We start from the raw sequence: 25,568 nt of genomic DNA, 5'->3' as shown, positions 1-25,568 counted from the left end.
AAGGTTTTCGGATGAGCCTCGACATTCGGCAGGGTTTTTCTGCGCCCGCAACCGAGACCACCACACTCTCCAGCGCCTCCGGAAACGAATGGTGGCGCTCCGCCGTCATCTACCAGATCTACCCTCGGTCCTTCGCCGACGGCATGGGTGACGACGGCCTCGGCGACCTCATCGGCATCACCGAACGGCTTCCCGCGATGGTGGAGCTGGGGGTGGATGCCGTCTGGCTCTCGCCGTTCTACACCTCGCCGCAGAAGGACGCCGGATACGACGTCGCCGACTATTGCGACGTCGACCCGATCTTCGGCACCCTCGCCGACTTCGCGGCACTCGAGAAGCGGGTTCACGAACTCGGCCTCAAACTCATCGTGGACCTCGTGCCCAACCACTCGTCCGACCAGCACATCTGGTTCCAGCAGGCCTTGGCCGCGCCAGAGGGGAGCCCAGAGCGCGACCGCTACATGTTCCGCGAGGGCACGGGCCTCAACGGCGAACTACCGCCCAACAATTGGGAATCCGTGTTCGGCGGCTCCGCCTGGAGCCGACTCACCAACCCCGACGGCCGTCCCGGCCAGTGGTACCTTCACATCTTCGACTCCTCGCAACCCGATCTCAACTGGCAGAACCCCTGGGTGCGCGAACAGTTCCGCGACATCCTGCGGTTCTGGCTCGACCGCGGCGTCGACGGTTTCCGGGTGGATGTCGCACACGGCCTGATCAAGGCCGACGGCCTTCCCGACTACACGGCTCCGGCCGATGGCGGCAGCATGGGCGGCAGCGGCACCCTGGGGCTCGAGCCTCAGATCGACGCGAATCTCGACAACGACGTCACCCGGCCCTATTGGGCCCAGGACGGCGTGCACGAGATCTACCGCGACTGGCACTCCGTGCTCGAGGAATACGAGGGCGACCGGGTTCTCTGCGCCGAAGCCTGGGTGGAGCCCTTGACCAAGCTCGCGCGCTGGGTGCGACCCGACGAGATGCAGCAGGCCTTCAACTTCTCCTACCTCGAGACCCCGTGGAGCGGCCCGACGATGCGGGCGATCATCAACGCCTCGCTCGCCGCGTTCACCGGCGTCGGCGCTCCGAGCACCTGGGTGCTCTCTAACCACGACGTCGTGCGTCACGCCTCACGCCTCGCGGTGACCGCCGAGAACCCTCAGGGCCACGGGATCGGACCGCGATCCCCTGGCCACCCCTTGCGCTCCCTCGGACTTCGACGCGCGCGCGCCGCGACGACCCTCATGCTCGCCCTGCCCGGCAGCGCCTACCTCTACCAGGGCGAGGAGCTCGGGCTGCCCGAGGTCATCGACCTTCCCGACGAGGCGCGCCAGGATCCCACCTGGTTCCGCACCGACGGCGAACGCTACGGCCGGGATGGATGTCGCGTGCCGATCCCCTGGGAGGCCGACGCGCCGTCCTACGGCTTCGGTACCAGCGGCAAGAGCTGGCTCCCGCAACCGGCGGACTGGGCTCCCTATGCCCGCGACTCCCAGCGGGACGTCCCCGGCTCGACTCTCGAGCTCTATCGCGCACTTCTGGCCGAGCGCTCCGTCGCGGACCTCGGACTCGGTCATGTCGAGTGGCTCACGGGCTACCCGGATGCCGTCGTCGCGTTCCGTAACGGGTCTGTCACCGTGATCGCCAACACCGGTGCCGAGCCGGTCGACCTGCCCGCCGGGGAGATCATCGTGGCCTCCGAGGGCTTCGCTGGACGCTCGTTGCCGGGTGACACCGCGGTCTGGCTTCGCGCCTAGGTCTCTAGGTCTGCAGGTCTCTAGGTCTGCAGGTCTCTAGGTCTGTAGGCCTCGATACGGTCGCTGCGCGACCCACCCGACCGACGGCGGGTCAGTTCGCGTTGGCCTTGAGCCAGGCGAAGGGGTCAACCGGGGTGTTGTTGAGGTGGATCTCGAGGTGAAGGTGAGCACCGGTCGAGGCGCCGGTGCTGCCGACCTGGCCAACCTCATCCGTCACCTTGACCATCTGGCCGACCACGACTCGCACCGAACCGGTGAGCATGTGCCCGTAGATGCTCTGCACCTTCTGGCCGTTGATGTTGTGGTCGATGGTGACGTTGTTGCCGAGGCCACCGTGGTCGAACTCGACCTTGCTCACCACTCCATCGGCGATGGCCTGGATGGCGACGCCCGAGCCCGGCGTGAAGTCGACGCCCTCGTGGAAGGTGGAGCAGAATCCACATCCGGGCACGGAACGCGGACCGAATCCATAGGTGATCGGCACCGGCACGGGGAACGGCCACTGGATCGTGCCGTTCGGATCGTTGGTGTAGGCGCTGCTGCGCGCGGCAGCCGCGTACTTGGTGGCGATCTGTTGCACGAGAGAGACGACGGTGTAGGCGTCCCTGGTGGGCGCGGCGGCCGCGGCCGCGGCATCCACCCGCATGTTCTGCACCGCAGGGGCCTCGGCGGGCACGGCCGCGCTGAGGGATGCTGTGGTCGCCGACGCACTGGATCCGGAGGAGACGGGCAGGAAGGCGCTTGCCGGCAGGGAGGTGGAGACGAGCAACGCGGCGGCTCCCGCCATCGCCCCGACGGTCATCAGCTTGCGAAGCACCCGCCGCACCGCGTTGCGGCGGAGGGGCGCCGCCGGGAGCGCGGCCGGTGTCAGCGCACGAACCCGGCGCGCGCGCTTCCGGGGCTGTGAGGATCGACGCTCCGCCAGCTCGCGACGTGATCGCGCGGGCGGCAGTCCGAGGTCGCCGCTCACACGAGTCCCGGGAGGCGCACAGGGAGATCGTTCCCACACGCGCTCGAGAGAACACTGGACGATGGTGACACGACTGCTGCTCCTTGCGGGAATGCGCGGCACCACTGGACTGGTACGGCCACACGGATACTTCGCCTGCCAAGCATCACAATGTGTATACGAAAGTAACGAATTCGTTAAGAGTAGCTAAACGCGGCCAAGAAGGCCAGCCCCGCAAGCGGGGGCGAACGTCAGTTCGCGTTCGCCTTCAGCCAGGCGAAGGGATCCACCGGCGTGCCGTCGAGATGGACCTCGAGGTGGAGATGGGCGCCGGTGGAGTGTCCGGTGCTCCCCACCAGGCCCAGTTCCTGGGTCACGGTGACCTGTTGGCCCACCACCACCTTGATGGAGCCGGCGAGCATGTGGGCGTAGAGGCTCTGCACCTTCTGGCCGTTGATGTTGTGGTCGATGATCACGTGGTAGCCGAAATTGCCGTCATATGCGGCATAGGTGACGGTGCCGTCCGCTATCGCACCGATCGGCGTTCCCGCTCCGGGGATGAAGTCCACGCCCTCATGGAACGAGGAACAGCCTCCGCAGGGGGAGACGCGCGCGCCGAAGCCCGAGCTGATCGGAACTGGCGACGGGAACGGCCACTGGATCGTGCCGTTCGTATCGTTCGTGTACGAGAAGCTCTTCAGTCCGAACTTCATGCGGGCCTGCTGGATCGTGTTGACCACGGTGTACGGGTCCCGGGTGGGGGCGGCATCCGCGGCTTCATGGTTCACGATGAGGCTTTGCACCTGGGAATTCGAGGTGGTGGGAAGCTCGGGCGTCAGAGCACTGGCCGAGTTCATCTGCAGCGCCACGGCCGGGAGGGAGGTCGCGACGAGAAGTGCGCCAGCACCGAACATCGCGCTGACGGTGATGAACTTGCGCAGGAGCTGCCCGCGACGGGGGGCCGAGCGACTCACGGTCGGGCGAACCGTTGTCGTGCGGACCGCTGATGCACGGGGAGCACTCGGTCGCGGGGTCGCGGCACGAGCCGAAGTTTTTTTTGGAGCTCGGGTTTTCGGGGCGCGGGCTCGGGGTTCCTTGAGTGCTCGGGGTGCCTTCAGGCTGCGAACTCGGGACGCGGATGCCGCCGTCTCCTGTTCCCTCAGGGCTCGGCGTGAGGTGGCGGCGGGCTCGGCCGCTGTCGTGTCGCTGCGCTCCGTGTCACGTGACTCTTGGTCACGGGCGGACTCGGCGCTCCAATCGAAGCCGGCCACGCTATCGGTTCTCCGGATTCACCGATGATGCAGGCATGGATGAGGGATAGGCGTTCAAGCTGATGGTCCTCCAACAACAAATACAGCGAGCTGGAGAACTCGAGTACGTCTGTAGGTCAGTGATTCTTGGCGCTAAGCCCCTGGTGCAAGCCCTCGGAACTTATAACGAATAGGTAAAGGGTACGACACTGCCGCCCAAACGGCAATCGCTCCAGCGTGCGCGGAACGATGCCGTCCATCGTCGCAGCGCAGCCTGAACCGGCGCTCAGAGTTCTGCGAACAGCCGCTCGAGCCCGGCGGCGAGCGTGGGTTCGGCGGCCAGGACGAACTCGCGAGACGGCGGCGCGCCATCCATCCCGGTGACTCGCGCACCGGCTTCCCGGGCGATGAGGGCACCCGCGGCGTGATCCCAGGGGCTGAGCCGCCGCTCGAAATAGGCGTCCAGCCGACCACAGGCGACGGCGCACAGGTCGAGGGACGCGGCGCCCATGCGACGGATGTCCCGCACCCGGTGGAGCAGTCCGCTGAGCACCTGCGACTGCTCCGAACGGATGTCCGCGAGATACGAGAACCCGGTGCCGACGAGGGCCTGGGAGAGCTCGACCGCCGGAGCGACGCGGATCGGCGAAGCGCCGAGGTATGCCCCTCCGCCCTCCCGCGCGGAGAAGGTCTCGCCACTGGCGGGGTTCGCGACCACTCCGGCGAGCGCGCGCCAGGTGAGCGGATCCGGATCCCCCTCGACCACCGCGATGCTCACGGCGTAGTGCGGAATCCCGTAGAGGAAGTTGACGGTGCCGTCGATCGGGTCGACGACCCAGGTGAGACCGCTCGTGCCGGTCTCCGCACCGCTCTCCTCCCCGAAGAATCCGTCGTGAGGTCGCAATTCGGCGAGTCTCGAACGGATGAGCGCCTCGGTCTCCCGATCCGCAAAGGTCACGATATCTTCGGTCGACGACTTGCTCGCCGCAACCTCGACCCCCTCGGAGCGGCGCAGTTGCGCGAGAGCAGCCGCCTGCACGGCCACGGTGCGGGCGATCTCGAGCAGTTCGGCCGTCATGGATTCCTGGCTCTCGGTAGCGGTGCGCTGATGAGACACGAATGGCCCGTCTCGTATCGAGCCGGGCCGTCGGTCGTGCAGGTGCTGCTGTGGCAAGTGCGAGATTCGAACTCACGAAGTCGTAGACGGCTGATTTACAGTCAGATCCCTTTGGCCACTTGGGTAACTTGCCATGCACATCGACCACGGGCCGAACGCGCAAATAAAGGATACAGGGTGAATGGCTCCCGCGAAATCGAGGGCGGGGTGAGCGAGGCCATAAGATTCAGTCGGTCACACGACGATGGGTGAGAGGACGGGTGGATGGCTGGCATCCAGGAGGTCGCGGATGCCGCCGGCGTGTCCACCGCCACGGTGTCCAGGGCCCTGAGCGGCAACGGCCACGTCTCCGACATCACGAAGGCACGCGTGACAGCCGCAGCCGCGGACCTCGGCTACGTCGTGAGCTCGAACGCCTCGAGCCTCGCGAGCGGGCGCACCAAGAACATCGGCGTCGTCATCCCCTTTCTCAACCGGTGGTTCTACAGCTCGGTGCTCGAGGGGGCCGAACGTTCGCTGCTGAGCAATGGCTACGACCTCACCCTCTACAACCTCGGTGGGGGCGGGGAAGAACGACGCAGTGTCTTCGAGCACTTTCTGCTGCGCAAGCGGGTGGATGCCGTCGTCGCGATCTCCCTCGAACTCACCCCGGTCGAGCTCGCCGGCCTGCTCGCCCTCGGCAAGCCGATCGTGGGCGTTGGCGGACCGCTGAAGGGCGTGCGCACCTTCAGCATCGACGATGTGGCGGTCGCTCGGCTCGCGACGGAGCATCTGCTCGCCCTCGGACACGTGTCGATCGCCCACATCGGCGGCGACCAGGAGTCGGAGCGGGACTTCCACCTGCCCACCAACCGGCGGGTCGGATACGAGGCCGCGCTTGAAGCCGCGGGGATCTCGCCGGATCCGTCGCTGTTCCGGTCTGCGGACTTCACCATTCCGGGTGGGTACGCGGCGGCGAAGCAACTGTTCGGCAACCCCCGGACCCGGCCGACCGCCGTGTTCGCCGCATCCGACGAGATGGCCATCGGCACCATCCTGGCCGCACGCGACCTCGGACTTCGGGTGCCCGCCGATATCTCCGTGATCGGCATCGACGGCCACGAGCTCAGCGACTTCTTCGGGCTCACGACGGTTGCGCAGTTTCCCGAGCTGCAGGGCCGCCTTGCGGTCGAGTTGCTCATGGACGAGCTGCACCCCGATCGCCGAACCCTCGGTTCGTCGAACACGCCGCTCCCCTTCGAACTCATGGTGCGCTCGACGACGGCGCGTCCATCGGCGCGGTGATCGCCTAGGGTGACGGCGCCACGTCGGCTGCGTAGCCTGTGGAGTACCTGATGACGTCATCCAGGTACTGCTGTGACCCGTTGTACGCGAGCACCGCCTGCCGCCAGCCGCTTTCCGTATTCAACGCCTTGCCACCGGCGCGGCATAGGTAGCCCGCCGCGGCGAGGGTCGCGTCATCGATGTTCTGTGGATCCTGTACCCCATCGGCATTGCCATCCGCATGCCAGTTGCGCCAGGCCTCCGGGATGAGCTGCATCGGTCCGACGGCCCGATCGATGCTCGCATCTCCGTCGATCGTGCCCCTATCGGAATCGGGGATGTTCGCGACGGCTCCCCCGGCGAGCGGCACCCCGAAGATCGCGGGGGTGGCCGTGCCATCCGCGGCGATGTGCCCACCGAAGATCGTGCCGTGGCGCGACTCGATGTCCCCGATGCCCGCCAGCGTGTTCCAGCCGATTCCGCACTCACGACTCTCGAACGAGATAGCCACGCCGGCATAGGCGGCGAGCGCCCTCGACGGAATCCCGGTCTTCTTGGCGGTGGTTGCGACCCAGGCCGGATCGGCGAGCGCCGAAAGGGCGGGGCCGGCGGGGACCGCCGCTGCGGTAACGGGCGCGGCCGTCGCGAACCGCGCGAGCGGGGTCGACCGGCCAGCGGCATCCGGAAGCCGATGAAGCGCAATTCCTCCCGGCAGCGCGAACACCACGATGGCGCCGATCACGGCCACGGTGACCACCAGGCCAGCCACGGAGATCAGGATCACGCGCAGAATCGACATCGGCTCCTATCTTCGCCCGACCCGCCCGTTAAACTGCTGGCATGGCTGACCCAACTTTTGACATCGTGAGCAAGGTCGACAAAATGGAGGCCGATAACGCACTCCATCAGGCACAGAAAGAGATCGCCCAGCGGTACGACTTCAAGAACGTGGGGGCAGAGGTGGACTGGAGCGGCGAGAAGCTGTTGCTCAAGGCCTCCTCCGAAGATCGCGTGAAGGCGGTGCTCGAGGTGCTCGAGGCCAAGTTCATCAAGCGCGGCATCTCCCTGCGCAGTCTCGACACCGGGGATCCCTACGCCTCCGGTAAGGAATACCGCATCGACGTCTCGCTCAAGAACGGCATCTCCAGTGAGGACGCGAAGAAGGTCTCGAAGCTCATCCGCGACGAGGGCCCCAAGAGCGTGAAGGCGCAGATCCAGGGCGATGAGTTGCGCGTCACGTCGAAGAGCCGCGACGACCTGCAATCGACGATGGCGCTTCTCAAGGGCGCGGATCTCGATATCGACCTTCAGTTCGTCAACTTCCGCTGAGCCCTCCGCGCACCCGAACCAGTGGTCTCCTTCATCGTCAACTTCTTTGCGAGCTCGGTCTTTGCGACGATCGCGCTGGTGGTCGACATCGTGATCCGCGTCCTCGCGGTGATCATCGTTCCCCAGAATCGCAAGCCGCAGACCGCGATGGCCTGGCTCCTCGCGATCTTCCTGATCCCGTACATCGGCATCGTGCTCTTCCTGCTGTTCGGCAGCAGAAAACTCCCGCAACGACGACGCGAGAAGCAGGTGGAGATCAATTCCTTCATCCTCGAGACCACCGAGGGGATGGATCGGGTCGAAAAGGAAGTCGACTTCCCCGGTTGGCTTGAGCCGATCGTGGAGCAGAATCGCACCCTCGGCTCGATGCCTCTCGTCGGAGGCAACACGGCGAAGCTCTACACCGAGTATTCGGAGTCCCTCGCCGCCATGACGGAGGCCGTCGAAACGGCCAAACGCTTCGTGCACGCGGAGTTCTACATCCTGTCGTACGACTCGACGACGAAGCCGTTCTTCGACGCTCTCGAAGCGGCGGTGGCGCGAGGGGTGACCGTTCGCGTGCTGCTCGACCACGTGGCATCCATCCGCTCCCCCGGCTACCTGCGGACCATCCGCCGCCTGAAGCACATCGGCGCGAACTGGCACCTGATGCTGCCGATCCAGCCCTGGCGTGGTCGCTGGCAACGACCCGACCTGCGCAACCACCGCAAGCTGCTCGTGATCGATCGCACCCTCGCCTTCACCGGCTCGCAGAACATGATCGACCGCAGCTACAACAAGCGGGGAAACATTCGCCGCGGCCTCAGGTGGAAAGACCTGATGGTGCGGTTCGAGGGACCGATCGTCGCGGGTATCAACGCCCTCTTCGTCACCGACTGGTACAGCGAGACCGACGAGTTGCTCATGCGAGAGACCGACCGCATTCCGGACGAGAAGATCAGGGACGCGATCGACGCCCAGGTCGTTCCGAGTGGCCCCGGATTCGATCTGGAGAACAACCTGCGACTGTTCGACTCGCTCGTGTACAGCGCGCAGCGCCGGGTGATCATCACGAGCCCGTATTTCGTTCCGGATGACTCGATGCTCTACGCCATCACCAATGCGGCGTATCGCGGGCTGGATGTGCAGCTCTTCTGCTCAGCGGTCGCCGACCAGCCCGTGGTGTTCCACGCGCAGCGGAGCTATTACGAGGCCCTGCTGCGAGCCGGCGTGCGCATCTGGCTCTACAAGTCGCCGACGGTGCTGCACGCCAAGCACTTCACGATCGACGATGAGGTCGCCGTGATCGGCTCGAGCAACATGGACATGCGCTCCTTCAGCCTCAACTACGAGATCTCCGTCATGCTCCACGGGCGTCATATCGTCTCGCAGCTTCGCGAGGTGGAGGAGTCCTATCGCGAGCAGTGCACCGAACTCCTGCTCGATGACTGGCTCACCCGCCCCCTGCGTTCGAAGGTGCTCGACAATACCGCGCGACTGACGGCGGCCGTGCAGTAGCTCGGATCCGTCGGGAGTCCGGTCTCCCGTTCCCGAATGCGAATCAGTCCGAGGCGCGAGAGACGGTCACCATCTCGTCACGGGGCACGACCTTGATCCTGGCGCGTCCGGTCGGCTCGCCGAGGGCCTTCTCGTGCTCGTCCAGCCGGTGCCAGCCACCGAGATCGGTGAATTCGACCCCGCGTTCCTGGAGCAGGTCGACGACGGACTGCTCATCGGGGTGCGTCGGCGCCCACCAGTTCGCCTGGTCGTTCACGACGTGCTTGATGGTCTCCATCGCGTCGCTCTTGGTGTGACCGATGAGGCCGACCGGTCCGCGCTTTATCCACCCGGTGGCGTAGACGCCCGGCAGGGGGTGGTCAGAGTCATCCAGAACCTGGCCCTCACGATTGGGGATCACCCCGCGCTTCTCATCGAAGGGGATCTCTGCGAGCGGCGACCCGAAGTAGCCGACCGCTCGATAGACAGCCTGCACCGGCAGCTCCCGGATCTCCCCGGTGCCGATCACGCCGCCCTGACCATCGGGTGCCGTACGTTCGAAGCGGAATCCCGCGACCCGGCCGTCTCCGGTGACTTCCACCGGCTTCGCGTGGAAGTGCAAGTGCAGCCGACGGGATGCGGTGCCGGCATCGCGAGCGCGCCACTGCGTGAAGACCTTGTCGATGACCAACACCTGCTTGTTGGTCGCGATGGCCGTCTTCGAGGCCTCGTCGTAGTCGAAGTCCTCGTCGTGCACGATCATGTCCACGTCGCGCAACTCGCCGAGCTCGCGCAGTTCGAGCGGCGTGAACTTCACCTGCATCGGACCGCGACGGCCGAAGACATGAACGTCGGTGACCGGTGACGCGAGAAGGGCGTCGTAGACGTTCGACGGGATCTCGGTGGGAAGCAGGTCGTCCGCGTGTTTGGCGAGGATCCGGGCAACGTCGAGAGCGACGTTGCCGTTGCCGATCACCGCGACCTCCTTCGCCGTCAGCGGCCACGCGCGCGGAACATCAGGATGACCGTCGTACCAGCTCACGAATTCGGCCGCACCGTAGCTTCCCTCGAGATCGATCCCGGGGATGTCGAGGTCGGCATCCCGCACCGCGCCGGTCGAGAAGATCACCGCGTTGTAGTGCTTCTTCAGGTCATCGAGCGTGATGTCGCGGCCGTAGAGGACGTTTCCGAACAGCCGGATGCGACCGGTGTCGAGCACCTCCCGCAGCGCGGTGATGATGCCCTTGATGCGTGGGTGGTCCGGAGCCACGCCATAGCGCACCAGCCCGTACGGTGCCGGAAGCTGCTCGAAGAGGTCGATCGACACGTCGAAGTTCTTCTCCGCCTTGAGCAGGATGTCCGCCGCGTAGATTCCGGCGGGACCGGCGCCGACAATGGCGAGTCTCAGTTTCGTCATGGGTTCCTTGTTGGTTTGCGGCGGCTCTCGACGGGCTCGCCGGCCGGCAGCATCGGTTCGGTCAGTTGGAGCGTTCGACGACACTCTCGGCGAAGCGGGTGAGCGCCTTCTTCACCGGACCGTCGGGAAGCGGCCCGAGCGCCTCGACGGCCTCCCGCGCCCAGCGGTGTGCTTCGTCGAGGGTCTTCTGGGTCACGCTGTGGGCGCGCAATTCCGCGATCGCGAGAGCGAGCTCCGCCTCATCCGGCTGTTCCGCAGAGTAGTGGGCCGCGTTCACGTCGCGTTCGATGCGAGTGAGGAGGTCCGCGGCATCCACGTCGGTCTTCGCGAGGTCGCGCAAATACAGCAGCGGCAGGGTGGCCACACCCGAGCGCAGGTCGGTTCCGGGGGTCTTGCCCGTCTCCTCTTCACCGGCCGCCAGGTCGATCACGTCGTCGATGAGCTGGAAGGCGACACCGATCTTCTCGCCGAAGACCTTCACCGGGGTGCGGTACTCCTCCGGCGCATTGCCGAAGATCACTCCCATCTCCGCCGCGGCGGCGATGAGAGAGCCGGTCTTGTCGGCGAGCACCTGGATGTAGTGGTCGATCGGATCTTCGTCGTCACGAGGCCCGATGGTCTCGTGCAACTGGCCGAGACAGAGTCGCTCGAAGGTGTTGGCCTGCAGCATGATGGCGCGTTCCCCCAGACCCGACATGAGTTTGGATGCCCGCGCAAACAGCAGATCACCGGTGAGGATGGCCACCGAATTGCCCCATACGCTCTGGGCACTGGGTACCCCGCGGCGCATGCCTGCCTCATCCATCACATCATCGTGATACAGCGATGCGAGATGGGTGATCTCGAGGGCCTCTGCCGCGATCACCACCTCAGGGGTGTTGCCGGTTCCGAGCTGGGCCGTGAGGAGCGCAAGGGTGGGACGCACCCGCTTTCCCCCGGCGTCGAGAAGGTAGCGGGTGGTGGCGTCCGCGATGTCGTCGGCGAAGGAGACCTGGCCGAGGAGGCCGGTCTCTACCTGTTCGAGACCGTCTTCGATCGCCGCGGCGAACCTGCGTTCACTCGCGGAGGAGAAGAGCTTCTCACCGAGTCCGAGTGCGGAATTGAGCGAATTGCGGCGGCGGGCGAGGGGCGCGCTGGGAGTCACGAGGTCGGCCTAACCGTCGAGGGCGGAAACGAAGCCCTAGGGCTTCGGAGCCGCCGGGCTGTCCGGGTTGGTGGCGACATCATTGTCGACGACGGTTTCGATCACGGGCTTCTTCGGCGCCGCGGTCTTGCGGGTTGCCCGACGGGTGACAACGCGGGCGGGCTTGTGCCCGCGGTGCAACGCCACGACACCGGCGGTGAGGTTGCGGTAGGCCACGCGAGTGAAGCCGGCGCCGCGGATCCACTGGCTGAGGGTGACCTGGTCCGGCCAGTCGCGGATCGAATCGGCGAGGTACGTGTACGCCTCGGGGTTGGAGCTCGCCGCCCCGACGATCGAGGGCATCAGGTAACGCATGTAGGCGCCATAGCCGGCACGGAAGATCGCCCGAGACGGGGTGCTGAACTCGCAGATCACGAGTCGACCACCGGGCTTGAGCACCCGGTACATCTCGGCGAGGGCCTTCTTCGGGTCTTCGACGTTGCGCAGCCCGAACGAGGCGGTGACCGCGTCGAACTCACCGTCAGCGAACGGCAGGTCGGTCGCATCCGCTTCGACGAAGGTGATGGACGGATGCTTCTGCCGGCCGACCTCGATCATGCCGGCCGAGAAATCGGCGGCGACGACGTCGGCACCACTCTTTGCGAGCGCGACGGAACTGGTTCCGGTGCCGGCCGCGATGTCGAGGATGCGTTCGCCCGCGACGGGCGCGACGGCCCGCGTGGTGGCGATACGCCAGATAAACGAGTTGCCCATGGACAGGACGTCGTTCGTGCGGTCGTAGTGCTTAGCTACACCGTCGAACATCTCGGCAACCTCTTTGGGTTGCTTGGTCAGATCTGCCTTTGCCACGCACACAAGTGTAGTTCAGGCTTCCTGTGCATCCGTGGCTCACAGCATGCCCCGGCTAGTGTTGGCCGGGTGACCGCATCCGCGCCCTTCGACGACGGTGCCGCGGTGCCGTCCCTCACGGTCGAGACCACCCCGACGGCGGATCTCGGCCCGCTCGTGCCGCTGCTCGAGGCGCGGCATCCGCTGCTCTGGATGCGACGCGGTTTCGGTCTCGTCGGGCACGGTGAAGCGCTTCGGCTCGAGTTCTGCGGCCCCGATCGCGTGCGTGACGCCGCGGTCGCCTGGCAACGGATCTCCGCTGCCGCGACCGTCACCGATCCCTTGGCGCGGACGGGAACCGGGCTGCTCGCCTTCGGGAGTTTCGCGTTTTCCGACAGCTCGGCCACGACGAGTGTTCTCCTCGTGCCGTCGATGATCATCGGGCGGGACAAGGGCCAGAGCTGGATCACCCGAATCGCGATCGGTGACCTCGAACCCCTCGTCGTGCCGCCGCTCGAACCCTACGGCCAACGATTCCACGTCGACTTCCACCCTGGCACGGTGCCCGGCGCGGACTATCGGGACGCGGTGGCGACCGCCGTGCGGCGCATCCGCTCCCACGAGGTGAGCAAGGTGGTGCTCGCCCGCGAACTGGTGGGCCAGCTGCCGGATGGCGCGGACATCCGTCGCATGATCGATGTGCTCGCCGCGGGCTATCCCGACTGCTGGACGTTCGCCGTCGACGGCTTCATCGGGTCGAGCCCGGAGACACTCGTCACCGTCGATGCCGGCTCGGTGACCGCGAGGGTCCTTGCCGGCAGCGCCGCGCGCGGGCTGGATGCCGCGTCCGATGAGCAAGCGGCGACCGCGCTCGCCACCTCGACCAAAGACCAGGATGAGCACCGGTACGCGGTGCAGAACGTGCTCGCGTCGCTTCGGTCACACAGTCCGAATGTGATGGCGAGCGACATGCCCTTCACCCTGAAACTGCCGAACGTCTGGCACCTCGCAAGTGACATCGAAGGGGATCTCACCGACGGGTCGACCTCGCTCGACCTCATCGGTTCGCTGCATCCGACTGCCGCCGTGGCGGGGACACCGACGGCGGATGCCCTGCGGATCATCGGGGAGCTCGAGCCCTTCGACCGCGGCCGGTACGCCGGCCCCGTCGGTTGGGTGGGAGCGGATGGAGACGGCGAGTGGGCGGTCGCGTTGCGCAGCGCGCAGTTCGATCGGGACGGCAGGGTCACGGCCTACGCCGGTGCGGGCATCGTCGCCGAGTCGGTGCCGGAGCGGGAGCTTCTCGAGACGCGCATGAAGTTCCGGCCCATCGTGGAGGCGCTGGACTGAGGCGAAGGCCTGCGGCTCTGGACTGAGGCTGGACCGAGGCGATGGCCGAGGCGGGCGCGATTCGTTGGCTACTCGACCGTCGGCGGCGTGAGGGCCGGACCGCCGGTTAGGCGTCGGCCAGTCGCCCCTTCTGTTCGGCCACGTCGTACTCGGCGACCGGCCAGGTGAGGTGCAGTCCCCGAAGCGCGTCGAGCAGCAGGTGCTGCACCGCCACCCTCGCGTACCACTTGTGGTCGGCGGGGACCACGAACCACGGGACATCCACCGTCGAAGTCTTCTCGACGGCGATCTGGTAGGCCTCCTGATACTGGGGCCACAGCGCTCGCTCGTCGAGGTCGCCGGGGTTGAACTTCCAGTTCTTCTCCGGGTCGTCGAGGCGCGCCCCTAGTCGCTCCTTCTGCTCGTCAGCGCTGATGTGCAGCATGACCTTCACGATGGTGGTGCCGCTGTCGACCACCTGCTTCTCGAACTCGTTGATCGCGCTGTAGCGCTCTTCGATCACCGCGGGCTCTGCGAGGTTTCGAACCCGCGCGATGAGCACGTCTTCGTAGTGACAGCGATCGAAAACGCCGAGGTGTCCCGCCGTGGGCAACTGCTTGCGCACGCGCCAGAGGAAGTCGTGCGAGAGCTCAGCCTTGGTCGGCTTCTTGAACCCGTAGATCGTCACGCCCTGGGGGTCGACCCCGCCGACGACGTGCTCCACGATTCCGCCCTTGCCCGCGGTATCCATCGCCTGAAGAATCAGGAGAACAGAGCGGGTGCCGCCGAAGCGGCTCTCCGCCCACAGCCTCTCCTGCAGATCGCCGAGCTCAGCACGGCCTTTTTCGAGCAGCGCCTTGCCAGCGGACTTGCCGCCCTCCATCCCGGGAGTCGACGATGGATCGACCTCGGCAAGGGAGAATCCCGCACCCACTTTGAGCACCGCGCCGGGGTCTTCGGTCCATACAGTTTTGGCCATAGGCCAGATGGTACTCGCGGCAGGGGATATCGCCACCGGGGGTCACGACCCGGGGCGTCGACACGTCGGCGTCGCGCTCTCGCCGCGCGTGCCGCCCCCTTCTCCGTCCATCCGCGCACCGACGCCCGCCCCTCCCTCCATCCGCGCGCCGACTCCCTCCATCCGCGCGCCGACGCCTCCTTCTCCGTCCATCCCCGCGCCGACCCCCGCCCCGCGCCAGATCGAGTCGGGACAACACGCGGCCAAAACACTCCCGAAGTCGCATCTACCCCCGACTCGAATCCCCGGCAGAGACACCACCCCATCGAGTCGGGACTACATGCGACCAGGACACTCCACAAGTCGCATTTACCCCCGAGTCGAACCCCCGACGGAGACACCACCCCATCGAGTCGGGACTACATGCGACCAGGACACTCCACAAGCCGCAACTACCCCCGACTCGAACCCCCGACGGAGACGGCAGCAGCCGGCGGCGGCAGCAGCGGCGGCAGCCAGCGCCGGCAGCGGCGGCAGCAGCCAGCAGCAGCGGCCGCCGGCGGCAGCGCGCAGCACGACCACCCATTCCGCGCGGAACGGCTCCGATCAGCGCGGAAGCGGCACCTCGACGAGAGTCGGCGTCTCGGATGCCGCGAGCGCCTCATCCAATTCGCCTCGGTTTCGCGCCACCCGGTAGTCCCACCCGTACGCGGTCGCGAGGGCGCGGAGGTCTACCGCCTGCGGCGTGTACTGCACCCGGTCGAAGGCATCGGCGGGAGCCGTCGCGGCCACCTCCAGCCCGTCGAAGATGGTGCCGCCGCCGTCATTGCCGACAATCACCTGGATGCGGGGTCGCACTTCTCCGCCGCCGAACAGGAGCGCGCCGACGTCGTAGAGCGCGGTCAGGTCGCCCACGAGCACGCGGGTGATTCCGGATGCGCTGCCGCCGTCGGAGTCCTGGCTCGAGAGTGCGATGCCGATACCCGTGGCGATCGTGCCGTCGATGCCGGCGAGCCCCCGGTTGGCATGCACGGGAATGCGCTTGCCCGCAACGACCATGTCTGCTTCGCGGATGAGCCGGGATGCCCCGAGCACGAGCCGGTCGTGCGGCCAGGTGACGCGCCACACCGACTCCACGAGCATCCGGCGGGTCACCGGCTGTCGGAAGACCGCCAGCTGCTCCCGCGCGAATTCGCCCGCGCGCTCGTCCGACGCCGGAGCGGGGGAGGGATCGACGGCCAGTATGCTCCGACCGGCATGAACCCAGCTGCCCAGCCAGTTCCGTCCCTCCGTTGTCTCATCCGGCGGTCCATCGTGAGTGACGGTCGTGTCGATCGTGGCCGCGCGATGGCCCGGGTTGTAGGCATCAGCGGTGACGCCGCGAACGATGTGGACGAGAACGTCCGGGCGGTTGAGGAGCGTCGGAACCTGGCGGCTGAGGGTGGGATGCCCGAAGACGACGGCACGTTCGACGCGGCCGCCGAACTCTGGGTCGTCGAGCAGGCCCCGGTAGGCGACGACGAGGTTCGGCCCGAAGTGCGCCCCGCTCGACACCTCTGCGAGCAATGGCACCCCGAGGGACCTCGCGAAGGCCTCGGCAGCGGGCCCGGCGCCGTGCCCGGCGATGACCACGGTGTGGGCGGCATCCGGGATCCGGCGCGGCTCTTGCGGCGGCTCCTCGGCGAATCCGTGTTCGCGGACGTCCGGCAGTTCCTGGACAGGCCCGGACAGCGGCTCCCGGAACGAGAGGTTGAGCTGCACCGGTCCCGGCGTCCTCGTCGCTGCGGCGTAGGCCTCGCCGGCCAGGGCTGCAGCCTGCGAGTCGTCGGAGGGGGGCGCGACATCCCGCACCCAGGCGACGGCGCTGCCGAAGATGCCGACCTGGTCGGTGGTCTGGTTGCCCCCGATGCCGCGGAGCTCCGCCGGGCGATCGGCGGTCAGGAGGATGAGGGGAATGCCGGAATGGTGAGCCTCGAGCACAGCCGGGTGGAGATTGGCCACGGCCGTGCCAGAGGTCGTGATGATCGCGACCGGGCGGCCGGTCTCCACCGCGATGCCGAGGGCGAGGAAGCCGGCAACCCGTTCATCGATGCGCACCCGGAGGCGCAACGTGCCATCCCGCTCCCACGCCGCGGCGGCGAGGGCGAGGGCCTGCGACCGTGAACCAGGGCACAGCACGATGTCACGCACCCCACGGCCGATGAGCTCACCGATCAGCGCAACGGAGAACGCCGTCGCCGGGCTGCCTACCGCCACCGGACCCGTTACCGGGGTGCTCACTTCTCGGACGTGTTGTTCTGGTCGTCGTCGAGCTCGGCGAGCCGCGCTTCGAGCTCACGGATCCGCTCGTCGCGCTGCTTGTCGGCGCCGAGCCGCCGCAGGAATTCCGGATCGTCATCCGGAGCCTTCGAGCCTCCCCCACCGGTGGCCGCAACGCCCGCGCCACCCGAGCGCTCCTTGCCGAGTGCAAACCAGAGGATGCCGCCGAATGGGGTGAGGATCACGATGAGAACGGCCCAGAGTGTCTTCGGCAGCGCTCGAACACGCGACTCCTCCGTGCGAATGCAGTCGATGAACGAGAAGATCGTGAATGCCACGAAAAGCACTGCGAGTATCACTGAGAGCCGAGCCATGTGCAGATTCTAGGCCGGGATCCTGCACAGAGAGCACGAGCTCTCAGGCGCACGTGCCTAGACTGTTTGGCGTGTACTCGCGCCAGTGGATCGTCTTCTCTCTCATCAGGGTTGGCACTTTCGCCGCGGCCCTCGCGATCCTTCTTCTGGTGGGCATCAACGTCTTCGTTGCCGCCATCGGCGCGGCGATCATCGGATTCTGCGTGTCCTACATCTTCCTGCGCAAGCAGCGCGAGGCCGTGTCTTCCAGCATCGGTCACCTGCGTGACAACAAGGATCGGGATCGCGACAACGAACTCGAGAACGAGGCGCTCGATCGGTTCGAAGAGCCGCGCTGATCGCATCCGCACTGGTCCCAACCGCCCTGGCCCCGGTCAGAAGGCGATCGCGGCGGCAAGCGCGACGCCGAACACCAGGGCCGTGAAACTCGTCAGCTTGAGGGCGAGGATGAACTCCGGAGCCGTCTTGCCGGTGAGCGTGATCACGACGGCGGGCAGCCCCGACAGCAGCGAGAAGTACACCAGCGGCGCCTTCACGTAGAAGATCGAGAAGAAGATCAGGATCAGGTACGGCACGGCAACGAAGATCGCGAACAGGATGCGCGCGGCCCGCGTGCCGACGAGCACCGCGAGCGTGCGTTTGCCCGACAGCGTGTCCTGGGCGATATCGCGGATGTTGTTGACCATGAGCACCGCGCAGGCGAAGAGTCCCGCCGCGACGCCACCGAGCCAACTCTCGATGTTCACCGTGCCGACCTGGGTGAAGGTCGTTCCGACAGTGGCGACGAGTCCGAAGAAGACGAAGACGAAGAGTTCACCCAGGCCGTTGTAGCCGTAGGGCCGCTTGCCGCCGGTGTAGAAATACGCGGCAACAATACTGAGGGCTCCGATCGCGAGCAGCCAGTAATAACCGCTCGTGATGGTGAGAGCGAGCCCGGCAAGGCCGCCGAGCCCGAAGAACACGAGCGCGACGGTGAGCACCGTTCTCGGCTGTGCCGCACCGGAACCGGTGAGCCTCGACGGCCCGACACGGTTCTTATCCGTGCCGCGCACGCCATCGGAGTAGTCGTTGGCGAAATTGACGCCGACCTGCAGGAAGACGGCCACCGCCAGGGCGAGCAGCGCGCGCACCCAGTGCCAGCCGCCGTCGGAGAGCAGGTGAGCCGCGCCAGTGCCGAGCGCCACCGGGGCGATCGCGAGAGGGAGAGTGCGAAGTCGCGCTCCGCCGATCCAGTCGCCGGCCGTGGCCTTGCGGATGACCACCCGGGGAGCCTTCCCGCCCGGCCGGCCGCCCTTCTTGCCCACGCTGTTGCGAGAGCCCGCGGAGCTCGAATTGACGCTGCGGGGATCGATGCGCTTCTGGACGGGTCTGCCTGCGTTAGCCACGGGTCGAATTCTACCGACCGGGGCCGGGGCGACCGCCCCGCGACGCCGCGAAAGCGGTGAGGGACCGGCGATCCGGCTTACCGTTCGGCAGCTGGGGCACGCGCTCCACCCTCACCAGGGCGACCGGCGCGGATGCCCGCCCGAGGGCGGCGATCACCGCCGCCTTCACCTCGGCGAGCGTCGCCGTCGCGGAGGTGAAGATCACGGGCACTTCGCCCCACTCGGCACTCGGGGATCTCACGGCAACGGCATCCGCGAGCCCGGGCATCGCGTGCACCACCCGCTCGATCGCGTCAAGCGACACCTTCTCGCCTCCCGAGATGATCACGCTGTCGAGTCGCCCGGTCACCCGGAGTACTCCGTCGACGATCTCGCCGGTGTCGCCCGTGCGATACCAGCGCGCCCCGGCACGGCTGACGAAGGCGGCATCCGTGGCGGCGGGGTCGCCGAGGTAGCCTTCGGCGAGTACGGGGCCGGCGAGCTCGACCTGGCCGTCGACAATGCGCGCCTCGACCGCGCCGATCGGGATGCCGTCATAGACGCAGCCTCCGGAGGTCTCGCTCGATCCGTAGGTCCTCGTGACGTTGAGACCGAGTTCGATGGCCCGCGCGAGCAGTGCGGGAGGCGTGGCCTGGCCGCCCACGAGAATGCGGTCGAATCGACGTACGACCGCGAGGAGGTCGAGGTCGTCCGCCGCATCCACCAGTCGGGCGAGCTGGGCCGGCACGAGCGAGGTGAAGCGCAGCTCCGCCTCCAGCGCGCGGGAGGCCGCGGCGAACTCAGCGGCGTCGAAATGCCCACTGCCGAAATACACCGGTGCGAACCCGCTGGCCAGCGAGCGCACGAGCACATTGATGCCGGCGATGTAGCGGGTCGGCAGCGCGAGCATCCACTGGCCGGGACCGCCGAGGGAGGATTCGGATGCCGCTGCGCCCGCCAACAGGGCGTCGGCACTGAGCGCGACACGCTTCGGCACGCCGGTGGACCCGCTCGTCTCGATGACGACCGCCACCCGCTGGTCCACGGTGTCGGGCATCCTGGTGCGGGGAGTCCCCGGCAGGATCGCGTCCCCTCCGGCCAGCGCGTCACGCAAGGCGACGAACACCGCAGCGGGATCGTCTGCGGCGGTGGCGCGCAGTGGCCGGGTCATGCTCTCGATCCCAGCACGCTGAATATACCGACCAGCGTGAGCGGGTTGGCGAGGAGGCTCAGGATGATCGCTGCGAGCCCGAGAGACCTGCCCTGGCGAGCGAGCACTGCCACCATCCCGAGGACCGACGCCAGGGCGAAGAGGCCGATGACGAACCACGCGAGCACAGTGGCCGCGCCCCAGGCACCCCCGCTTCCGGTGGCGATCGCGACCCATTCCAGGGCCGCCGCAAGCACCGACAGAGCGAGGGCTACGACGCCGAGCCGAGGGATGCGTCGGCTCACGGCCCGGGACGGTGCCGCCAGCGGGCCCGGCTCCGCGCGATCCGAAGCGGAGACCTGAACCGGGTCGAAAGACATGAGTTCAGGGTAATCGAGCCCGCTGGGACGGGAGCGCGGTATTTACTTCTGAACGTCGATGGAGAAGCGGACTCCGCCCTCGTCATCGATCTGGGCGTCGAGCACCTTGTCGTCGAGCACGAGCGCGGCGTTCTGCTCGACGAATACCTTCGCACCGGAGCTGACGATCACGGTGTCATTCGGCTCGGCCTGTGTGGCGACGGCGAGCGAGAGGTCTGTGGCACCGGCCTCTGAGGCGCTGATGCGCAGCGCGGCATCCGCGACATCGGGGGTGCGTTCGATGATCGTCTTCACGACGGTGGAGGCTGAATCGGTGAGAGTGAGCATGATTGGTCCTTTCGATGGGGCGAATGGAAGGTGGCCACGCTTCCGCACTCGGGCGGCCAGCGCAAGTCCTGACAGCAGACACGGAGGGTTCTCCCACCTCCGGGCACAACACAGCCGCCTCATTCAGCCGCGGTGCGCCAGACTGGTGTCATGTTGCCATCGCTGCCTGACATGCTCTCTTCCGCACGCGTCGTGGCGCTGCCGCTTCGCCAGCGATTCCGGGGCATCGACTGTCGAGAGGTGATGCTGTTCGAGGGGCCCGCGGGGTGGACCGAGTTCTCGCCCTTCCTCGAGTACGGCGACCACGAAGCATCAGCGTGGCTGGCCGCGGCCATAGATTTCGGCTGGCTGCAGGCCCCCGCGCTCTTCCGCAGCCAGATCCGGGTGAACGCCACGCTCCCCGCCGTTGCGCCGGATGCCGTGCGGGAGATTCTCGACAGGTTCCCCGGCTGCCGAACCGTGAAGGTCAAGGTCGCGGAGCCCGGCCAGCAGCTCGCCGACGATGTGGCGCGGGTCGTCGCCGTTCGCGACTATCTCGGGCCGGAGGGCCGCATCCGCCTGGATGCCAATGGCGGCTGGAATGTCGATGAGGCGGAGCACGCCATCCACGCCCTCGCGCCGAGCGATCTCGAGTATGTGGAACAGCCCTGCGCGACAGTCGACGAGCTGGCCGACATCCGCACGAGGGTCAAGTACATGGGCCTTCCGATCGCCGCCGATGAGAGCGTCCGCAAGGCGGAGGATCCGCTGGAGGTCGCGAAGGCCGGGGCCGCCGATCTGCTCGTCATCAAGGCGCAGCCGCTCGGAGGGATTCGCGCCGCCCTGCGGATCGTGGATGCCGCCGGGCTTCCCGTCGTCGTCTCGAGCGCGCTGGAGACCTCCGTCGGCATCTCGATGGGAGCGCACCTCGCCGCCGCGATTCCCGAGCTCGCCTACGACTGCGGGCTCGCGACCGTGAGCCTGCTCGCCTCTGACATCACCGCCGACTCGCTCGTCGCGGAGCGGGGACTGGTGAATGTGCACCGCGTGACGCCGGATGCGGACCTGCTCGACCGGTACGCCGCGGATGCGGACCGGGTGGAGTGGTGGAACGCCCGTCTCGAACGGTGTCTGGCGCTGCTCCCCTCCTGACCGGCGGTCTGCTGAGGGGCCGTCTGCCATCGGAGCATCGGGATCCATCCGGGCTCGTCGCGAAACGGGCCGTTACGCACCGCCCTGCGCGAATACCCTGTCATCGTGCCAGATTGGGCAGCTTCGGAATATCGACGGCCATTCCATCGTTGTCGATCTATGCACACGCATACACATTGACGGGAAGAGACACTGATGGCAACGCAACTGGAACTGGGACTCGACACCTTCGGTGACGTCACCAACGAGGCGGATGGCACACCCGTGCCGTACGCCCAGGTGCTGCGAAACCTGGTCGCCCAGGGCGTGCTCGCCGATCGGGTCGGACTGGACTACATCGGCGTCGGCGAACATCACCGCAAGGACTTCGCGGTCTCCGCCCCGGAGGTCGTGTTGGCGGCGATCGCGGCGCAGACCGAACGCATCCATGTCGGCACCGCCGTCACCGTACTGTCATCGGATGACCCCATCCGGGTCTTCCAGCGCTTCGCCACCCTCGACGGCATCTCGAACGGGCGCGCCGAGGTCATCCTGGGGCGCGGCTCGTTCACCGAATCCTTTCCGCTGTTCGGTCTGGATCTCGCCGACTACGAGCGCCTGTTCGAGGAGAAGCTCGAGCTCTTCGCCGCCGTTCGCCAGCAGAACCCGGTGAATTGGACCGGAACGACCCGCGCTCCGGTGGTCGACAAGCGCGTGTATCCCGTGGTCGAGAACGGCTTGCTCCCCGCCTGGATCGGCGTGGGAGGCAGCCCGGAATCCGTCGTGCGCACGGCACGCTACGGCTTCAATCTCATGCTCGCGATCATCGGCGGGGAACCGGCCCGCTTCGCCCCCTATGTCGACCTGTTCCACCGCGCCCTCGCCCAGTTCGAACTGCCGACACCGAAGATCGGGGTGCATTCGCCCGGGCACATCGCGGAGACTGACGAGCAGGCCCGCGAGGAACTCTGGCCACACCACTCGGAGATGATGAGCCGCATCGGCAAGGAGCGAGGCTGGGGCCCGATGAGTCGGGAGTCCTTCGAAAACGAGGCCGATACCGGCTCGCTTTATGTCGGATCGCCGGAGACCGTCGCGCAGAAGATCGCGTCGACTGCCCGCGTGCTCGGTCTCGACCGTTTCGACCTCAAGTACTCCAATGGCACCCTGGCCCACGAGAAGCTGATGTCGAGCATCCAGCTCTTCGGCACAGTGGTGGCACCGCGGGTGCGCGAGCTCCTCGCCGAAGGGGCCTGACCGGGAGTCCGCCGACCTCTAGCCGTCAGCGGGCCGTGGTGTCACACTATTGACATGGCGAAACACGGCAAGAAGTCCAAGTCCGAGCCGACCGGCAAGTCAGCCCCCGCGCAGAAGAAGGCCGCGCACAAGAAGGTCGAGGCGGATGCCACGCTGACCGGTGTGCTCGACGAAGCGCTCACCTATGTGCTTCGGCATGCCGCGGCGGCGTTGCGCGGCACGATGGCCGAGGCGCTTCGCCCCCTCCACCTCTCCGCGGCGCAGCACAGCTGCCTCGAGTTGCTCGGGCGCAGCCCCGGCATGTCGAGCTCCGATCTCGCCCGGGGCGCCTTCGTGAGCCGGCAGTCGATGAACCTCGTGCTCCGCGGCCTCCAGGATCGCGGCCTGGTCACCAGGCCCGACACCGCACCCCAGGGCAGGGCGCTGCCAACGACCCTCACCGCAGAGGGCCGCCAACGCCTCAATGCGGCGAATACGGTCGCTCGATCGGTGGAGAAGCAGATGCTCGCCGCCGTGCCCGAGAAGCGTCGAGCCCGTTTCCGCGCCGATCTCGCGGCGTGCGCCGCGGTGCTCACGCCGGCCGACTGAGCCGCCGGGCGGCCGTGCGGCGACTACACGCCACCGCCTCCACCGCCCCCGCCGCCGCCACCGGACACCGCCCCACCACCGGAGCCACCGCTGGTGCTGCTGTAGGCGGACGACGCGCTGAGAGACACCGAACCGATGCTGCTGGCGAAGGCGGCCGCATTGAAGGTGCCCGTGCCGACGTACCACGACGGATTCTGGCCCGTCTCTTCGTAATATCGACCGAGTTCGGCCGCCCAGGCCTTCTCGATCCCGAAGAGCACCGCGTACGGCAGCAGCCTCTCGTTGATCGTGACCACCTGGCGTCGATCGTCAGTGCGGACGGGAGCGCGCTCGGCGCCGGTCGGCGACTGCAGAAAACGCAGACGGTCCGCCTCCGCGAGTGAGATGTACTCCCGCAGCCCCGCAAGATACTCCCGCAGCTCGACGCCTTTGGCATCCAAGGGCACGTGCGAGACCAGCACGACGGTGGTGGCGAAGGCCACAACCGAGACGCCGACGAAGACAGCCAACAAGACCGGGTTGCCGTGCACCGAGGCTAGGGAGGCGATGGCGAATGCGATTCCCGCGCTCGACGCGAGCACTGACGCGAGCACCAGCAGCCCGATGACGCCGGCGGGCCGAGGCCGGCGGTATCCGTTGGTCGTGGCATCCGCCGTGACCCGCTTCATGAGGACCGCGAGCCGCTTGACCGCCTTCTGATCGTTCTTTTTGAGGTCGCGCTGCTCGCCCTCTGTCAGAGTGTCCCCGAAGATGGCGTGCAGGAATTCCGTGGCGTCGGCATTCGCCCCCTCTGCCGTCGAGAACTCCAACTCGTAGCCCGGCTTGCGGCTGAACCCGGATCCTTCGACCGCGACGATTCGCAGGTTGCCCGACACGGCGAGCGCGAGAATCTGCGCCGGCGTGGACTTCCCCGTCGTTGCCGTGATCAGCGAAGACAGGAGCAGGCTCGCGCCCTTCGGCGGCAGGTATTCGGGCACGATGATGCCGCGACCCGGAGCATCCCTCAGCCGGCTCCGGCGGATAAACAGAGCCCGTGCCGCAACGAGCAGTGCGACGAGCATGCCGAGAAGCGACAGGCTCGGCCACGGAGCCGACAGAAACGAGTCGTCTCGCGGGGTGAAGGTGCCGGGGTCGAAGCCGATCGCAAAGCTGAGGTTCTCCCCCGGCCCGAGGTCGGTCGCCGATGCCGCGAAGCCGTCCTCGGTCCTCGTCATGGTCGCCGGGCCGCTCGCGCCCTCGAGCCCGGATGCCGCATCCGCTCGCCCCGAGAACCGTGTCTGGAGGTCCGCCGGCAGATGAACCTCGGCCGAGACCTTCGCGAAGGGCTGCTTCCATCCGGTGCCGTTGGTGTCCCAGTAGAACTCGTCGGCCTTCGTGTCCGCGAAATACCGGGTCACGTTGTGCGAGGTGTAGCTGATGACGTAGGTCTGCACACCGTGCACGTAGCCCGGGTCCGCCACGGTGAGCGACAGCACGCCGTCGTTCGAGGAGGTCTTGTACGCGCGTGCTCTGCCCTGCTCGTCGGTCACCGATGTGACCTTGAGATCGGTGGGATGCCCGTCGAAACGATCGATGAGCTCGCGGCGGATCCCGTGGTTCTGATCGGACGCCGGGAAACGGGCGACCAGTGTCTCGACGGTCGTCAGGGTGGAGCGGCCGGCAGAGTCCCGAGCGAGCGTGTAGTCGCCGGTGAAACTGTCGAACGCGAAATCGTCGACTCCCGAACTGACGCCGACGGGGGCCCCGTCCGTTGCGGGCAATGCGGGCCCGTGGCTGACCGCTGCGATCGGCCCAAGCGCGATTGCTGCCGATACCGCGGTCACGAGAAGGAGACGCCTCATGTGCCCCAGCGTAGGGGAGGGCGATGGCCCTTCGACCGGCCAGCGGCATCAGATCCGCCGGAGCGGTTCCGCTGCGGGGAGCGCCGCTACTCCACAGGGAG

At 67.1% G+C, this 25,568-nt stretch carries 24 protein-coding genes and 1 tRNA gene; 9 read left to right on the top strand and 16 right to left on the bottom strand.

The features are described from left to right. The first annotated feature begins 11 nt into the window (after positions 1-11). Positions 12-1,757 carry a glycoside hydrolase family 13 protein gene (locus tag ABIB54_RS01780; protein WP_354573807.1) on the top strand — a complete coding sequence of 582 codons (1,746 nt, stop codon included), beginning with the start codon at positions 12-14 and terminating at the stop codon, positions 1,755-1,757. Positions 1,758-1,848: 91 nt separating this feature from the next. On the opposite strand, the gene ABIB54_RS01775 is transcribed toward ABIB54_RS01780, so the two are convergent. The 4 genes from ABIB54_RS01775 to ABIB54_RS01760 form a co-directional block, all read right to left on the bottom strand. Further along, entirely contained in the window at positions 1,849-2,727 is an 879-nt protein-coding gene (locus tag ABIB54_RS01775) for a M23 family metallopeptidase (protein WP_354573806.1), read from the bottom strand. Positions 2,728-2,957: 230 nt separating this feature from the next. Further along, positions 2,958-3,680 (bottom strand): M23 family metallopeptidase, encoded by a 723-nt coding sequence (locus ABIB54_RS01770; protein ID WP_354573805.1) that lies wholly within the window; start codon positions 3,678-3,680, stop codon positions 2,958-2,960. A 562-nt stretch (positions 3,681-4,242) separates the two neighbouring features. Beyond that, positions 4,243-5,034: an inositol monophosphatase family protein gene (locus ABIB54_RS01765; RefSeq protein WP_354573804.1), complete on the bottom strand. Its 792-nt coding sequence runs from the start codon at positions 5,032-5,034 to the stop codon at positions 4,243-4,245. A gap of 90 nt (positions 5,035-5,124) precedes the next feature. After that, positions 5,125-5,206: transfer RNA gene (locus ABIB54_RS01760), tRNA-Tyr, on the bottom strand. A 131-nt stretch (positions 5,207-5,337) separates the two neighbouring features. Between ABIB54_RS01760 and ABIB54_RS01755 the strand changes: the two genes are divergently transcribed. Further along, a complete protein-coding gene (locus tag ABIB54_RS01755; protein WP_354573803.1) occupies positions 5,338-6,357 on the top strand; it encodes a LacI family DNA-binding transcriptional regulator in 1,020 nt (339 codons plus the stop codon). 4 nt (positions 6,358-6,361) lie between these two features. On the opposite strand, the gene ABIB54_RS01750 is transcribed toward ABIB54_RS01755, so the two are convergent. Then, entirely contained in the window at positions 6,362-7,135 is a 774-nt protein-coding gene (locus ABIB54_RS01750; protein ID WP_354573802.1) for a lytic transglycosylase domain-containing protein, read from the bottom strand. Between the two features lie 41 nt (positions 7,136-7,176). Here ABIB54_RS01750 and ABIB54_RS01745 point away from each other — a divergent pair, with 41 nt between their 5' ends. Continuing rightward, positions 7,177-7,665: a YajQ family cyclic di-GMP-binding protein gene (locus tag ABIB54_RS01745; protein ID WP_354573801.1), complete on the top strand. Its 489-nt coding sequence runs from the start codon at positions 7,177-7,179 to the stop codon at positions 7,663-7,665. A gap of 21 nt (positions 7,666-7,686) precedes the next feature. Next, positions 7,687-9,162 carry a cardiolipin synthase gene (gene cls, locus ABIB54_RS01740; RefSeq protein ID WP_354573799.1) on the top strand — a complete coding sequence of 492 codons (1,476 nt, stop codon included), beginning with the start codon at positions 7,687-7,689 and terminating at the stop codon, positions 9,160-9,162. A 43-nt stretch (positions 9,163-9,205) separates the two neighbouring features. Here the strand turns inward: cls and ABIB54_RS01735 are convergent, their stop codons facing one another. From ABIB54_RS01735 to ABIB54_RS01725, 3 genes are all read right to left on the bottom strand, one after another. Further along, positions 9,206-10,558 (bottom strand): FAD-dependent oxidoreductase, encoded by a 1,353-nt coding sequence (locus tag ABIB54_RS01735; protein WP_354573798.1) that lies wholly within the window; start codon positions 10,556-10,558, stop codon positions 9,206-9,208. 61 nt (positions 10,559-10,619) lie between these two features. Further along, positions 10,620-11,702: a polyprenyl synthetase family protein gene (locus tag ABIB54_RS01730; protein WP_354573797.1), complete on the bottom strand. Its 1,083-nt coding sequence runs from the start codon at positions 11,700-11,702 to the stop codon at positions 10,620-10,622. Between the two features lie 36 nt (positions 11,703-11,738). After that, entirely contained in the window at positions 11,739-12,551 is an 813-nt protein-coding gene (locus ABIB54_RS01725) for a demethylmenaquinone methyltransferase (protein WP_354573796.1), read from the bottom strand. A 69-nt stretch (positions 12,552-12,620) separates the two neighbouring features. Between ABIB54_RS01725 and ABIB54_RS01720 the strand changes: the two genes are divergently transcribed. Then, positions 12,621-13,880: an isochorismate synthase gene (locus ABIB54_RS01720; RefSeq protein ID WP_354573795.1), complete on the top strand. Its 1,260-nt coding sequence runs from the start codon at positions 12,621-12,623 to the stop codon at positions 13,878-13,880. A gap of 106 nt (positions 13,881-13,986) precedes the next feature. Here the strand turns inward: ABIB54_RS01720 and ABIB54_RS01715 are convergent, their stop codons facing one another. From ABIB54_RS01715 to ABIB54_RS01705, 3 genes are all read right to left on the bottom strand, one after another. Then, positions 13,987-14,838 (bottom strand): polyphosphate kinase 2 family protein, encoded by an 852-nt coding sequence (locus tag ABIB54_RS01715; RefSeq protein WP_354573794.1) that lies wholly within the window; start codon positions 14,836-14,838, stop codon positions 13,987-13,989. Positions 14,839-15,423: 585 nt separating this feature from the next. Then, positions 15,424-17,097, bottom strand: coding sequence for a 2-succinyl-5-enolpyruvyl-6-hydroxy-3-cyclohexene-1-carboxylic-acid synthase (menD, locus tag ABIB54_RS01710; protein ID WP_354573793.1), 1,674 nt, complete (start codon positions 17,095-17,097; stop codon positions 15,424-15,426). Further along, positions 17,094-17,450 carry a PLD nuclease N-terminal domain-containing protein gene (locus ABIB54_RS01705; RefSeq protein ID WP_354573792.1) on the bottom strand — a complete coding sequence of 119 codons (357 nt, stop codon included), beginning with the start codon at positions 17,448-17,450 and terminating at the stop codon, positions 17,094-17,096. The genes menD and ABIB54_RS01705 overlap by 4 nt, the downstream gene beginning before the upstream one ends. A gap of 71 nt (positions 17,451-17,521) precedes the next feature. On the opposite strand from ABIB54_RS01705, the gene ABIB54_RS01700 reads away from it, so the two are divergent. Beyond that, entirely contained in the window at positions 17,522-17,788 is a 267-nt protein-coding gene (locus ABIB54_RS01700) for a DUF4229 domain-containing protein (RefSeq protein ID WP_354573791.1), read from the top strand. Positions 17,789-17,824: 36 nt separating this feature from the next. On the opposite strand, the gene ABIB54_RS01695 is transcribed toward ABIB54_RS01700, so the two are convergent. From ABIB54_RS01695 to ABIB54_RS01680, 4 genes are read right to left on the bottom strand one after another with little or no spacing between them, the layout of a single operon-like run. Then, a complete protein-coding gene (locus ABIB54_RS01695; RefSeq protein WP_502917038.1) occupies positions 17,825-18,835 on the bottom strand; it encodes a 1,4-dihydroxy-2-naphthoate polyprenyltransferase in 1,011 nt (336 codons plus the stop codon). A gap of 10 nt (positions 18,836-18,845) precedes the next feature. After that, positions 18,846-19,985, bottom strand: a complete 1,140-nt coding sequence (locus ABIB54_RS01690; protein WP_354573790.1) for an AMP-binding protein — start codon at positions 19,983-19,985, stop codon at positions 18,846-18,848. Further along, the gene (locus ABIB54_RS01685; RefSeq protein WP_354573789.1) at positions 19,982-20,344 is read right to left on the bottom strand and encodes a hypothetical protein; all 363 of its coding nucleotides are present in this window, start codon (positions 20,342-20,344) and stop codon (positions 19,982-19,984) included. The genes ABIB54_RS01690 and ABIB54_RS01685 overlap by 4 nt, the downstream gene beginning before the upstream one ends. A 42-nt stretch (positions 20,345-20,386) precedes the next feature. Continuing rightward, positions 20,387-20,671, bottom strand: coding sequence for a Fe-S cluster assembly protein HesB (locus tag ABIB54_RS01680; RefSeq protein WP_354573788.1), 285 nt, complete (start codon positions 20,669-20,671; stop codon positions 20,387-20,389). A gap of 150 nt (positions 20,672-20,821) precedes the next feature. On the opposite strand from ABIB54_RS01680, the gene ABIB54_RS01675 reads away from it, so the two are divergent. The 3 genes from ABIB54_RS01675 to ABIB54_RS01665 all read left to right on the top strand — a co-directional run bounded on the left by ABIB54_RS01675 (position 20,822) and on the right by ABIB54_RS01665 (position 23,626). Then, positions 20,822-21,802 (top strand): o-succinylbenzoate synthase, encoded by a 981-nt coding sequence (locus tag ABIB54_RS01675; protein WP_354573787.1) that lies wholly within the window; start codon positions 20,822-20,824, stop codon positions 21,800-21,802. Positions 21,803-21,997: 195 nt separating this feature from the next. Then, positions 21,998-23,038, top strand: a complete 1,041-nt coding sequence (locus tag ABIB54_RS01670) for an LLM class flavin-dependent oxidoreductase (RefSeq protein WP_354573786.1) — start codon at positions 21,998-22,000, stop codon at positions 23,036-23,038. A 54-nt stretch (positions 23,039-23,092) separates the two neighbouring features. After that, entirely contained in the window at positions 23,093-23,626 is a 534-nt protein-coding gene (locus ABIB54_RS01665; protein ID WP_354573785.1) for a MarR family winged helix-turn-helix transcriptional regulator, read from the top strand. A gap of 23 nt (positions 23,627-23,649) precedes the next feature. Here ABIB54_RS01665 and ABIB54_RS01660 read toward each other — a convergent pair whose 3' ends face one another. Further along, positions 23,650-25,467 (bottom strand): DUF2207 domain-containing protein, encoded by a 1,818-nt coding sequence (locus ABIB54_RS01660; RefSeq protein ID WP_354573784.1) that lies wholly within the window; start codon positions 25,465-25,467, stop codon positions 23,650-23,652. Positions 25,468-25,568: the final 101 nt, after the last annotated feature.

This window comes from Frigoribacterium sp. UYMn621 (assembly GCF_040549525.1).
GTDB lineage: Bacteria > Actinomycetota > Actinomycetes > Actinomycetales > Microbacteriaceae > Lacisediminihabitans.
Note: the sequence above shows the minus strand (reverse complement) of the source record. Positions and strands in the feature narration are given on the sequence as shown.